Source organism: Burkholderia sp. WP42, from assembly GCF_000745665.1.
Lineage (GTDB): Bacteria > Pseudomonadota > Gammaproteobacteria > Burkholderiales > Burkholderiaceae > Burkholderia > Burkholderia vietnamiensis.
The window spans coordinates 1-11,725 of sequence record NZ_JQJT01000043.1 but is presented as its reverse complement, the minus strand read 5'-3'; the positions used below and the strand labels follow the sequence as shown (position 1 = coordinate 11,725).

Annotated in this window: 11 protein-coding genes and 4 pseudogenes; 7 read left to right on the top strand and 8 right to left on the bottom strand. The window is 59.6% G+C overall.

From position 1 onward, the window contains the following. Positions 1-13: 13 nt before the first annotated feature. Entirely contained in the window at positions 14-466 is a 453-nt protein-coding gene (locus EX20_RS21995) for a type II toxin-antitoxin system HicB family antitoxin (protein WP_034194763.1), read from the bottom strand. 371 nt (positions 467-837) lie between these two features. Between EX20_RS21995 and EX20_RS31195 the strand changes: the two genes are divergently transcribed. Then, positions 838-1,041, top strand: coding sequence for a hypothetical protein (locus tag EX20_RS31195; RefSeq protein WP_072465588.1), 204 nt, complete (start codon positions 838-840; stop codon positions 1,039-1,041). A gap of 378 nt (positions 1,042-1,419) precedes the next feature. Next, positions 1,420-2,292, top strand: coding sequence for a slipin family protein (locus tag EX20_RS21990; RefSeq protein WP_014725345.1), 873 nt, complete (start codon positions 1,420-1,422; stop codon positions 2,290-2,292). A 67-nt stretch (positions 2,293-2,359) separates the two neighbouring features. Here the strand turns inward: EX20_RS21990 and mgtA are convergent, their stop codons facing one another. The 4 genes and pseudogenes from mgtA to EX20_RS31185 form a co-directional block, all read right to left on the bottom strand. After that, complete coding sequence (gene mgtA / locus EX20_RS21985; protein WP_034194762.1) at positions 2,360-4,897, bottom strand: magnesium-translocating P-type ATPase; 2,538 nt, start codon at positions 4,895-4,897, stop codon at positions 2,360-2,362. A 624-nt stretch (positions 4,898-5,521) separates the two neighbouring features. Then, positions 5,522-5,908 (bottom strand): hypothetical protein, encoded by a 387-nt coding sequence (locus tag EX20_RS32155; RefSeq protein ID WP_105856792.1) that lies wholly within the window; start codon positions 5,906-5,908, stop codon positions 5,522-5,524. Positions 5,909-5,971: 63 nt separating this feature from the next. Beyond that, on the bottom strand, positions 5,972-6,616 hold the full coding sequence (locus EX20_RS21980) for a response regulator (RefSeq protein ID WP_226102831.1): 645 nt from the start codon (positions 6,614-6,616) through the stop codon (positions 5,972-5,974). Positions 6,617-6,793: 177 nt separating this feature from the next. After that, positions 6,794-7,618 (bottom strand): annotated as a pseudogene (locus EX20_RS31185) (IS5 family transposase). A gap of 154 nt (positions 7,619-7,772) precedes the next feature. On the opposite strand from EX20_RS31185, the gene EX20_RS33000 reads away from it, so the two are divergent. From EX20_RS33000 to fnr, 3 genes are all read left to right on the top strand, one after another. Continuing rightward, positions 7,773-8,063, top strand: a complete 291-nt coding sequence (locus EX20_RS33000; protein WP_041494208.1) for a hypothetical protein — start codon at positions 7,773-7,775, stop codon at positions 8,061-8,063. A 74-nt stretch (positions 8,064-8,137) separates the two neighbouring features. Further along, positions 8,138-8,350: a hypothetical protein gene (locus tag EX20_RS21970; RefSeq protein ID WP_014725350.1), complete on the top strand. Its 213-nt coding sequence runs from the start codon at positions 8,138-8,140 to the stop codon at positions 8,348-8,350. Between the two features lie 402 nt (positions 8,351-8,752). Next, entirely contained in the window at positions 8,753-9,535 is a 783-nt protein-coding gene (fnr, locus tag EX20_RS21965) for a fumarate/nitrate reduction transcriptional regulator Fnr (RefSeq protein WP_014725351.1), read from the top strand. A gap of 11 nt (positions 9,536-9,546) precedes the next feature. Here the strand turns inward: fnr and EX20_RS33360 are convergent, their stop codons facing one another. Further along, positions 9,547-9,690: a DUF3562 domain-containing protein gene (locus EX20_RS33360; protein WP_014725352.1), complete on the bottom strand. Its 144-nt coding sequence runs from the start codon at positions 9,688-9,690 to the stop codon at positions 9,547-9,549. 308 nt (positions 9,691-9,998) lie between these two features. On the opposite strand from EX20_RS33360, the pseudogene EX20_RS33395 reads away from it, so the two are divergent. After that, positions 9,999-10,318: pseudogene (locus EX20_RS33395) on the top strand (c-type cytochrome); the annotation flags it as partial. A gap of 229 nt (positions 10,319-10,547) precedes the next feature. Here the strand turns inward: EX20_RS33395 and EX20_RS33390 are convergent. After that, positions 10,548-11,252: pseudogene (locus EX20_RS33390) on the bottom strand (IS66 family transposase zinc-finger binding domain-containing protein); the annotation flags it as partial. A 37-nt stretch (positions 11,253-11,289) separates the two neighbouring features. Here EX20_RS33390 and EX20_RS31175 point away from each other — a divergent pair. Continuing rightward, positions 11,290-11,454, top strand: a pseudogene (locus tag EX20_RS31175) (transposase); the annotation flags it as partial. 72 nt (positions 11,455-11,526) lie between these two features. Here the strand turns inward: EX20_RS31175 and EX20_RS21955 are convergent. Then, the coding region (locus EX20_RS21955) for an ATP-binding protein (RefSeq protein ID WP_034194760.1) at positions 11,527-11,725 on the bottom strand (199 nt) is incomplete at its 5' end.

The following is an 11,725-nucleotide window of genomic DNA, read 5'->3' as shown; positions in this document are numbered from 1 at the left end:
AAGCGTCGCACCGTCAAACCGCTTCCGACAGCGATTTCACGTCGGGTTCGAAACGCTCCGCGACGTGCGGTGCAGATCGGTCGATGGCATTCGCACACGCCATCGACACGAGGGCATCGCGAGTCGTGTGCAGCGCACTCGCCTTCATGTCGATGTCGCGCACAACGCATTTCGGTAGGCACAGCTCGATCCTCTCGGAACTCGAGGTCATGCCGGTCAGGTCGATATCGAAGAACCGCCAGATTCCGTCACCTACGTCGATATCCGACGCCTGCAATATCGACATATCCGTGGTCGGCGGCGGTACAAGACGCTGGGAACCGTCATAGCAGGCCATGACCTGTTGCGCCGCAGCTACCAGCAACTCGTCATACGAGTCCCCCTCCACATCGATTTCCGGAAAATCCGGAAGCGCGCCGTGATAGCGAGGATTCCCGCGCCGCGTGATATAGACCGGATATTTCATGACTCGCTCTCGACGGAAAATGCAACGAAAGTCATCATGCACGGCGGGGCTCGACGAATCTGTACGTTGAAGAACAGTCTGTGCGGCGTGTTTGATGATCGCGCGTGAAGCGCGAGGGACGCGATCCCGCGCGCCCCTGTACGCCACCGGCTTTGTACGACAGCGTACCGACTGACGAAGCGTGCAGACGCATGGTGGTACTTCACGCGCAGATTGGCGATGGACCGTGGACTTCATGACGAGGGGGACGTCGTGATGGACGTAGGCCGTTGCGCCCCCGTTGCGCCCCATATCGCTTGCGCGATTTGATTCGACTCAAGCCGTACAAGCCTGAACTATCATGCAACGCGATCCCCTGACGGAGCCGTTTGATGAAAGATCACCCGAAGCGAGAAAAAAAACTCAAGGATAACCAACAAGAACAGGCGGAGGCGCGCGCGACCGACGACGGCATGCCGGTCGTGGGTCCGCAGCGAAAGAAGCGATATCCCCTTTTGTGGAAAGCCGTGACGCCCAGACGATATATTTCCGGCGCAAGGAAACGTCTCGGCATGGGTTTTCTATCGACCCTTTAACGTTCCCGTAGTCACCCTCCCCGCGCTGAAACAGAACGGGGAGCCGCCCCAGCAAGGCGGAATGGGAAGCCGGCCGAAACGCCGGCTTTTTACCGGTGCAGATCGCTCGTTACGATAAACGCCGCCCCGTCCGGCGCCGGGTAGCCAGCATTGGCGCAATCGTGCGCGGCATTTGCATGTCTTGCGCATTGCTCGCGACGAGTCGTGGCGCATGCGCCCCGTCCCGGTACGTCATCGTACAGATTCGCATCGCAATCCGGCGCATCCTCTGAATGAACGCCCAAATCTCCGATGCCCGGGCGCAAGGACAATCGCGCGAAAAGTTGTCGTGCTTCGTGACGCTTGCCGCAAGTCGGCATCATCGAATGGAGCGCTACCATGAACCCCGTCACGCTATTTCTGTCCGCCGTCGTAATGCTTGCGGCGCTTGCCGTCGGCGCGTTGGTCAATCTGTATCTCGCATTACCCGTCTTCATCGTCGCCATCCTGATCGCACTCTCTGTAAAAGTGGCGAATGTCTGGGAAAAATTTGTGATCCTGCGCGTTGGGAAACTGCAGAGCGTCAAGGGCGCCGGATTTTTTCTGATTGTTCCGATACTGGACAACGTCGTTGCAGTAATCGACGAGCGTATTCAAACGACGGCATTCAATGCTCAAGAGGCGCTCACCAGGGATACCGTGCCGGTCAACGTCGACGCCATCATCTTCTGGCACGTACACGACGCCCAAAAGGCAGCGCTCGCCATCACTGACTACCGGCAGGCCATCGATCGTGTCGCTCAAACCTCGCTGCGGGAGATGATTGGTTCGTCGATGCTGGCCACGCTGCTCTCTGATCGAAAGGCGGCCGATGAACACTTGGCAGAGGAGATCGGCAGAAAAACCGCCGATTGGGGTATCACGGTGAGGTCCGTGGAAACGCGAGACGTCGCAATCCCCGTCGCGCTGCAGGATTCGATGTCGCGGCAGGCGCAAGCCGAACGCGAGAAGCAGGCGCGTGTGATACTCGGTTCCGCGGAGGCAGAAGTGGCGGCGAAATTCGTCGAGGCATCGAAAGTCTATGAGAATCATCCGTCCGCACTTCAATTGCGAGCAATGAACATCATTTATGAAACGACGAAGGAGCGCGGCGCCACGATTCTGATTCCGAGTTCGATGGTGGACAGCCTGAACCCGGTTCTGGCATTAGCAATCGCTGGGCACGACGCGACCGATTCGACTGCGGTGCCGACGCTCAAGACGGCAGCATAGAGGTGCGACAGCATGTCGACGGTACTCGCTATCGGAAAACCAGAGGTCGCATTCGTGTTGTGTCGGATCAATACGCCGCAAAAAACCGGTAAAACAATTGCTTAATCCATTCCACCGCAACCAAATAGCAGAGCAGCATCGCCAGCAGAATCAGGAAGAACTGCGGCGGGGGGGCGACGAAGCCGAGAAGTGCCGCAACCGGCGTGAAGGGCAATGCACCGGCGATCAGCACGACCGCGAGCGAGGTAATTGTCAATACGCGACCTGGCCGACTCTTGAATGGACTGCCCTGCGTTCGAATGATAAATATCACCAGTACTTGAGTGGCAATCGATTCAATGAACCAGCCCGTGTGAAATAGCGCCTCGTCCGCATTGAACACCTTCAGCATGATGAAGAACGTCAAGAAATCGAAGACCGAGCTCACTGGCCCGACCACCCACATGAAATTTCGAATGAACTTCGTATCCCAATGCTTGGGATGAGAAAGAAAATCGTCGTCTACGTTATCCATCGGAATAGGCAATTCCGAAACATCGTAAAGCAGATTGTTGAGGAGAATCTGCGCCGGCAGCATCGGCAAAAAAGCGAGAAACATCGTTGCGCCCGCCATGCTGAACATGTTGCCGAAATTCGAGCTGGTTCCCATCATGATGTACTTCATGATGTTGGCGAAGGTCCGTCGGCCCTCCAGCACGCCAGCACGCAATACGTTTAAGTCTTGCCGCAGCAATATCATCGCTGCCGCCGCCTTGGCCACGTCTACCGCGCTATCGACCGAAATACCGATATCCGCGGAATGAAGCGAGGGTGCGTCATTGATCCCGTCGCCAAGATATCCGACGGTATGTCCTTGGGCTTTCAGGCTCAGGATGACACGGTTTTTCTGCGCGGGCGTGACGCGGCAAAGCAGGTTGGCCTTCTTTATCTGCACCGCTAGCGCGGTATCGTCCATTTGCTGGATTTCGTTGCCGGTGAGTACCCCCGTGACTGGTACGCCAAGTTGTGCAAACACGTGTCGGGTGACCAGCTCACTGTCACCGGTGACGATCTTGACGTCCACGCCGATTTCAGCCAACTCCTTGAGCGCCTTCGACGCGCTGGGCTTAGGGGGGTCCAGGAAGGCCGCAAAGCCGGCGAAGATCAGCTCGGTTTCATCACTCAGCCCCGCGTGCAAGCAGTCCGACGCGACCGAACGCCACGCGATGCCAAGCACTTTGAAGCCTTCTCGCTCAAGGCTGTCGTGCAATGCCTGGATGGTCGCCAGCGTGGACTCATCCAGCGGTTGCGTCCCCAGTGCTTCTCCACGCGCGTATTGTGTGGAAAGTCTGAGAATATCCTCCGGCGCGCCCTTTACCACCAGCAACCGCTGCTGGGCAGCATCGACCAACACCGACACACGCCTGCGCTCGAAATCGAACGGCACTTCGTCGATCTTGCGCCAATGACCGACATCGATCTCAGTGTGCTCAAGGATGGCGGCGTCCAGGGGGCTTTTGAGGCCGGTTTCAAAATAGCTATTGAGGTAAGCCAACTGCAGCACCTGCGCGCTATCTCGCCCTTGCACATCCAGATGCCGTTCCAAATGGATGCGTGCCTCGGTCAGCGTGCCGGTCTTGTCGGTGCACAGCACGTCCATGCTGCCCAGGTTATGAATCGCAGCGAGCTGCTTTACGATGACATGCTGCCGGGCCATGCGCAGTGCGCCGCGCGAGAGCGTTACTGTAACCACCATCGGCAGGAGTTCCGGCGTCAGCCCGACCGCAAGCGCGATAGCGAAGAGAAACGACTCCAGGAAGGGGCGATGGAAGTGCGCATTGACCAGAAACACAAAAAGCACCAGCAGCACGGTCAGGCGCATGATCAGCATGCCAAAACTATGCGTACCCAACTCAAAAGCAGTGGGTGGAGCCTTTGCCACCAGCGAATCGGCAATGTTGCCAACGGCGGTATCCGAACCAATCTGGCACACCATCGCCTTTGCCATCCCGCTGATGGCAGACGTTCCCATGAAGACAGCGTTTTCGGCCTGACTGAGGTCGCCCGTCGGCTCAGCGAGGTCCGCTGCATGCTTCTCCACTGGGTAAGATTCGCCGGTCAGCAATGCCTGGTTGACAAAGAAATCCTTAGCCTCGATCAAGCGACAATCGGCCGGCATGAGATCGCCAGCGGTAAGCAGAACCACATCGCCAGGCACCAGCGTGGCGATCGGCACGTCCTGTGGATGTCTATCGCGTATCACCGTTGCGCGAACGTCAACCGTTTGTTTGAGCTGTTCCGCAGCCTGCCCGGCCCGATACTCCTGAACGAAATCCAGGGTCACGCTGACAAGAACGATGACCCAAATGACCACAAATCCGGTGACCTCGCCAGTCAGCGCCGACACGGCACTGGCGGCGAGCAGGATCATCACGAGGGGATTCCTGAAGTGGTTCAGATACTGTAGCAACAGGGATCGCTCACCGCGCGAGCGCAGCGTATTGGGGCCGAAGCGCACTGCCCTTTGGCGTGCTTCCGACTGACTCAAGCCCTCAATTGAGGATGCTAAACGGGCCTGGAGTGCAGCAGAAGGCTGGTTCCAAAAGTAAGATTCCGGCTGATCCATTGCGTACACCTTCTGCAGAAACTGCGCGTTCGCGCCAGGCCACCGAAGACTGCTCGAGATTCAAACGTCTGCACAAGAGGCTGTCACGGCCCCGAGGTTCGGCGTGAGCGGCAGCTCGCCTGCTCCGGTTCTTGTCGATGGATGCCCGGAGATCTGTGACTGTTGATTTTGTCCGCATCCCCCAACTGCGAGAACCGCTCGACTCGTACCGCACCTTTCCCAGCGGCATGTCAGCCAACGCAAGCTGCGTGGAAATTCGCACTGGATCTACTTCCGGCAATGCTGCCAGAAAATGATCCTCGAAGATGGATGGCTGACCAGACACATGTCGCTCGGGATGCAAACACTACCTAATGCTCCGGCGACGCGAGGCGTTGCGCTTAGGACTCGAGTTCGCGAAGCAGACGTTGCGCGAGGATCTTGGCGTCTTCTAGCGCGAGATCGTATTGCGCTCTGTCAGCATCGGTTTGGTATGGGGAATCATCGTTCGGCCCTTCAGTTGCGCGGCGCAGATACACATACCCTCGGAACGTACCGTGAGCAGATTCCATTATGCGAATGCGTGCACAATGTGTTGTTGTACTGAATATAAGATCGTCCATGATGAACCTTCATGTATATTTTTCATCCTATCACTCTGGGAGAAATCAGGAAGATGACCTTGAGCCCGGACAGATAGGTGCCGAGTTGCTCTTGGCTTCTTTCAGGGCGGTGACCTGTGCGCAAATTTTGCGCCCCGATTTGTCCGGACGGCAGCCGGTAATGATCGCGTGGTTTCCTGCAGTCGAATTCTTGTCGACGTGCTACTCCTGAAACCGGTACAACTGGATACGGCCCCATCAATTCAACGACGGACTGCCGCCAGCTTTTGCGAAACAAAATCTTAACGCAGGGTCCGGAATTAGTTGACCACCACACTTCCTCTGTGGTCATGTGAAACCGCATGATCTGCGCACGCTTCACCGCACTCCCATCGCCGTTATCAAACTCAAGAACGATCGTGCATTGCATCTCGGATCCGCATCTCGAAGTTTGGGAGACGATACGCTTCCACGCGGACGATTCCCGGTCCGTTTAACGGCTTCCTTCAACACCAATATCCAGCAACTGGTGACGTAGCGCAAAGCGAACCATGTCTGATTCATTATTCAGGTCCAGCTTTTCCAGAATGCGCGACTTGTATGTGCTGACTGTCTTGATGCTGAGGTCCAGGCTTCCGGCCATCTGCGAAATCGCTTGTCCTGATGCCAAGCCGACCAGGATCTCGAACTCCCGCGCGGTCAGGCGATGATGTGCGAGCGCCTCACTGTCGCCGTTGGTGACTTGCGCCAGCAGATCGCCCACCATCGTGCTCACGTATACCCCACCGCCGGCAAGCTTTCGAACCGCGTCGATCAGGTCCGACCGCGAGCAAGTCTTCGAAAGAAATCCCGAAGCCCCTGCCCTGAATGCCCGCACCGCATGGGTCTGTTCGGAATGCGCAGTCAGAACGAGCACCCGAACATCCTGATGCTCCGTCTTGATCTTCCTGATGAGTTCGACCCCATGAATACCGGACATCTCCAATCCGAGTGACAACACGCGCGGCTTCATAGCGCTCACGAGTTCGAGCGTGCCGGCCCCATCTGCGGCGTCACCGGCGATATCGACGTCGTCGACCTCTGCGAGGACGCTACGCACACCTGCCCGCATGACGGCATGTGCGTCGGAAATCACCATTTTTATCATGGCAGACACCAATTCATTTGGTAAGCGAACCAACTCGCGGTGGCGGGTGATTTGCAGGCACTAACTCGTTTCAAAGCATGGGATCGGGAATGCATCTCGTCTGCACGCTGCCGTACAAAGTCCGGCGGCGCGGACCGAGCGCCGCGACACGTACACTAAGAGACGGTTTCATAAAGGCTGCTGAGTCCGCTGCAAAATGTTCCAGCAGATCATGGAGCAACCGAGTTTGAGGAACGCTTCGTGAATGTCGGCACGCCGTTCGAATCGGATACGGAGACGGGAGACGTCGAAAGTGGTGCATCCAGGCATGCGTGCGCTCAACGACCCATCGAACTTTCCCGAGGCCGCTGCCGTGTGGTTGTCCGCGTCGGGCAATGCTGGTGGGAATGCCTCGCTCGTGCAGGATGCGTCGGTACTTGTCGTGATCGTAGCCTCGATCAGCATAGACGCGTTTGGGCCGGCTCAGTGGCCGACCGCGAACGCCTTTGATCGGCGCGATCGCTTCGATCAGGGGGATCAGTTGCGTGACGTCATTGCGGTTGGCACCAGTCAAGATTGCCGCGATCGGTGTACCGTTGGCGTCGGTGGCGAGGTGGTGTTTGGAACCGGGTCGCGCTCGATCGGTGGGGTTCGGGCCAGTTTTTCGCCCGCCCCAACCGCACGAATCGACGAGGAGTCGACGACCATACGTGAGAAGTCGATCTGGTTAGCCGCGCGTAGTTTGGTCAGCAGCAACGCATGCAATGCGTCCCACACACCAGCCTCTTGCCAGTCCCGCAGCCGCCGCCAGCAACTCACGCCCGAGCCACATCCCATTTCCGCAGGAAGATCGCGCCAGCGAATGCCGGTCTTCAGCACGAACAGAATGCCCGTCAGCGCTGCGCGATTCGGCACGGGCTTGCGACCCGGGTACTTGAACCGACGGGGATTGGCAGGTGGTAGAAGTGGCTCGATTAGTTTCCACAACTCGTCGTCAATGATCGGCTCGCCCATCTCCCTGATCCTGTTGCCATGACGGCTCAGGTTAACAGGTCGAAAGAAAAGTTAACAGTAGCTACGCGTCTTTATGAAACCGTCTCTTCGAGCGAGGCAAGGGTCCTTCAAATCCCGTGCCGAATATCGAGCGATACCCCGAAGTGGCGCCCCCTTGATCCAGATCAGCACACAAGACAGGCCCGTACCGATGCTGTTCATACGGCGTCAAGGGCCTTCCAGACTGCCGTACGACGTCATCCATACACACGCCAAAGGAGTTGCCATGCGCGCCGAACGGATTAACGAGCTATGGGCCGAATTTGATGACCTTGCTTCGAAAAGCGAAAACGAGGATGTTCAATTTCTGATCCGGGCGATCAAGCTGCATGCAGAGCTGATGAATGCCCGACTCGGCGCGCTTGAGGTGTTGGGCGGCGTCAACGTTCAGACCAAACCAACGTAATGTGCGACCCGTCTCGGGCGGCCGGGCCAGATTCATCCCGGCTCCTGTGTGCTCCGGCGGGATCCGGCCGGGGCTTGCCGTCCGGCACCCTGTCCCTGGCCGCTACCGCTCGCCGACGCGCGGCCGGCATCGATCGGGACAGCCGCCGGTTCTATCCGGTCGGCGCCGGCATCGCATCGATGGCAGCGGCAGCGTTTCCGATCCGGGACGGCGTCATGCCGCACGATGCGATGCTCGTGCGTCATGCGATGCAGCACTCGCGGGTCGACGACCAGGACGGCATCTGACAGCCGACGGCAGGCGCTTACCCCCGCTGGAGCACCCGGGCGATGCCAACGAGGGCTTTCGCCCGCCGCAGCCGTTGTCAGTATCCCCCTACAGCCGTTCCCCAAACCCTACGTGACTTTCCATCGCTGCCGATTCCGGTCCGGCCGCGCGCGAACCATACTGATCTGTACGGAGGTCCGGGTGCCGATCATGCCGTCGCCAGCGTCGCCCAACAATGGCTCGGCACTGTTACGGGTACCGGATCGCCGCCCGCCGTCGCGCTGACTCAATCGCTAGGTTCCGAGCTGCGCACGGCCAGCAGATGACCAGAAACGAATTTTTCGGCCAGATCGACCGCGCCGCTGCATGACACACCCTCCATGCAGTGGCGCCGCACCCGACCGACTGACGAGGAGCAGATCATGCCGACCGCCCGAGCCCGCGAAAATGCCTGTCCCGCCATCGCGTATGCGATGACGATCGCACTGCATCCCGTCGATCGGGACGACCGAGTGAAGCACCCCGGCGCGCACTGCTCGACCTGCTCGGTCCGTTCGGCGTGCATGCCGACGGAACTCGACGATGCAGACCTGGCCATCCTCGACGAGATCGTCTGCACGACCCGCTCGGTCAAGCGGGGCGAGTCGCTGTTCCGCGCACACGATACGTTCCAGAGCCTCTATTCGGTCCGCACCGGCTCATTCAAGACAACCGTCATGCATCGCGACGGCCAGGAGCAAGTGACCGGATTCCAGATCGCAGGGGAAACGCTCGGTCTCGACGGCGTCTACAGCGGACGTCACAACGGCGATGCGATCGCGCTGGAGGACAGCACCGTCTGCATCATCCCGTTCGGCCAGTTGGAGAAGGTTTGCGCCAAGGTGAGGTCGATGCAGCACCATCTCTACAAGATGATGAGCGGCGAGATTGTGCGCGAGTCGGGCCTGATGATGCTGCTTGGCACGATGTCGGCGGAACAGCGAGTCGCGGAGTTCCTGCTGAACCTGTCCGAACGCTTCAGGGCGCGCGGCTATTCGTCGGCGGATTTCAACCTGCGCATGACGCGCGAGGAGATCGGCTGCTATCTCGGCATCAAGCTCGAAACGGTCAGCCGGATGCTGTCGAAATTCCAGCGCGACGGACTGATCGACCCGCACGGCAAGCAGATCCATATCATCGATCTGGCCGGGCTCGCGCGCGTCTGAGCGCTGGCCGCCTATTCTCCGGGTTTCGGCCGCGGATACCCGCCTGCAGCATCCGCTGACCGCATGCGCAGACTCAGGCGACGGATCGTGAATATTCGCACGTAATCATGCACGTGAGCATCTTTCGTCAGCGTCGCGATTTCGTCGTCGAGCATCCGCCGCTACGTGTCGTCCGAAATCGACAGGTCGCGCGCCAAGGCCGCCAACGATGCGAGCAACCGATCCTGGTTCATCACCGCCCTCCCGCAGGAACAAGGCTTTCATCCACGGTCGTCCTGGCTGAATCCATTGAAACGCGCGGCGGCGCCACCGCGCTTGACATGAATCACACGCCCCGGATCGATGCACGGTCCCGACCGCGGATCCAGCCGGCCGGCGAGGGTGTTCCGGAGTTTGACTTGCATCAATCGCCGGGCCGGGACCACGCATAGACCGGATCGGACTGCCTGCCGGACACCGCGCAATGGCGAGCGCGCCTCTGACACGCTTGCCGGGAGACCTGCTCGCCCTCGCTTGGCTCGCGGTTGGGACGGCGTCCACCCGGATGCCGGAGCCCGCCGCGCTCGTCGACCAGTAGCAATATGCGTTCTGCCACACCGCCGACATGTCGTTCCTCGCACCGACGTTTCATGAGATCTCCGAACGGTATCGAGACACCCCGCATGCCGAGGACTTCCTCGCGAACAAGCTGAGACCGGCCGGCCGCACGCACTGGGCGACACCGCGATGCCGCTGCCAGCCGAGCGTGGCGGGCCGCTGTCCTCCGAGGACGCGCATACGCTGAGGCATGAGCCAGTAAAAGCGTCGGCCGCCGGTGACGGCGGCCGCCCTCCTTCATCGATTCGGAGCCCATCGGGCGAATCACCGACGGCGCCATCGACGACTCGCAGCGTCCCCCGTTCGCGCCAGGCGACTTCGATGATGACTTCAAATGCGTGGGCACCTTCAAGCGCAACCCGGCAATTGCCGGGTCGCGCTTGAACCGACCGGCGACTACCATCGCCCGCAGGCTCAGGTCCGACTCGAGCAGCGCGTCGCGCATCAGGTTGATTACCGGCTGCGTGGCCAGTCCCACCCGCACCACGCTGGCGGCCAGCGTATTCGACGAGATGTCTCCGCCGAAGCAGCGCAGCAGCGTGGCCTGACGATACAGCGGCATGCCGTACTGGTACTTGCCGGTGATGATCCACGCCAGCGCGGATTCCGTGAGCGGCCCGCGAGGGATGATCCGCGCCGGCGCGGGCGTGACCGTAATACCGAGATCGCAGCATGGGCACGCGTATTTGACCCGTTGGTGCTGAACGACGCGCACTTGCTCGGGAATCACGTCGAGCTGTTCGCTCGTTTCCACGTCGATCTCGACGAGAGCATGGCCATCATCCGCGCAGTACCGTTCGGACTCGGGCAACTCGTGCCGCACGACCTCGCGCGGCAGGTTCGGATCGAGTGGTTTGCGCCCGCGCTTGCCTCGGGTATGGGCGGCGACCGATCTACCGGGCATATCCTCGCGCGCGGGCGCGTCGGTAGTCATCGCCAGCGCCTCGGCTTCGTTGAACAGACCGAGCTGGTCGGCATGGCGCGCTTCGCTCGATGCGCCGAACAGTTCGTGCTCGTAGGCCCGCGGTTTCTCCTCGGCCAGATCGCGCTGAGCCGTCACAAGTCGAAGCTCACCGCGCAGCGCATCACATTCGGCGAGCAGTGTGACCCTGCCTCGAATCCACGTACAGCAAGAAGTTTGATAACTTTTTGTCTGTATGGAGAAGAGCATGGCAGAGAACGTGGTACCGAGACGGCAGTACACGAAGGAATTCAAGGTTGAGGCGGTGCGGCTCGCTGAGAGCGTCGGTCAGCATGAGGCTGCTCGCAGGCTGGGCGTGCCGGTGGCAACGCTGGGAAACTGGTGCCGTGATCAGCGCGATTGTTGATTTCCACCGAATCTTGACCCACCGTTTTCATCTAAATCTGACCCACCCCGAGACAGCGTAGTACATCTATTCCGGTGTGGATAACTCCTCACTGCCTGCTGCTTTTGCTGCTCTCTTTCTGGTTGCCTTCGCCGTGGCAGAACTGGACTTGAAGCGCCAGGATTCATTGCCCGTTTCGACGATGTGGCAGTGATGGGTGACGCGGTCCAGCAGCGCCGTCGTCATCTTTGCGTCCCCGAACACGGTCGCCCACTCGCCGAAGCTG

Bases quoted from the DNA above. Each gene is read 5' to 3' on its own strand.
- EX20_RS21995 (WP_034194763.1), bottom strand. From the start codon at position 466: ATGAAATATCCGGTCTATATCACGCGGCGCGGGAATCCTCGCTATCAC.
- EX20_RS31195 (WP_072465588.1), top strand. From the start codon at position 838: ATGAAAGATCACCCGAAGCGAGAAAAAAAACTCAAGGATAACCAACAA.
- EX20_RS21990 (WP_014725345.1), top strand. From the start codon at position 1,420: ATGAACCCCGTCACGCTATTTCTGTCCGCCGTCGTAATGCTTGCGGCG.
- mgtA (WP_034194762.1), bottom strand. From the start codon at position 4,897: ATGGATCAGCCGGAATCTTACTTTTGGAACCAGCCTTCTGCTGCACTC.
- EX20_RS32155 (WP_105856792.1), bottom strand. From the start codon at position 5,908: ATGCAATGCACGATCGTTCTTGAGTTTGATAACGGCGATGGGAGTGCG.
- EX20_RS21980 (WP_226102831.1), bottom strand. From the start codon at position 6,616: ATGGTGATTTCCGACGCACATGCCGTCATGCGGGCAGGTGTGCGTAGC.
- fnr (WP_014725351.1), top strand. From the start codon at position 8,753: ATGCCGACCGCCCGAGCCCGCGAAAATGCCTGTCCCGCCATCGCGTAT.
- EX20_RS33360 (WP_014725352.1), bottom strand. From the start codon at position 9,690: ATGCTCGACGACGAAATCGCGACGCTGACGAAAGATGCTCACGTGCAT.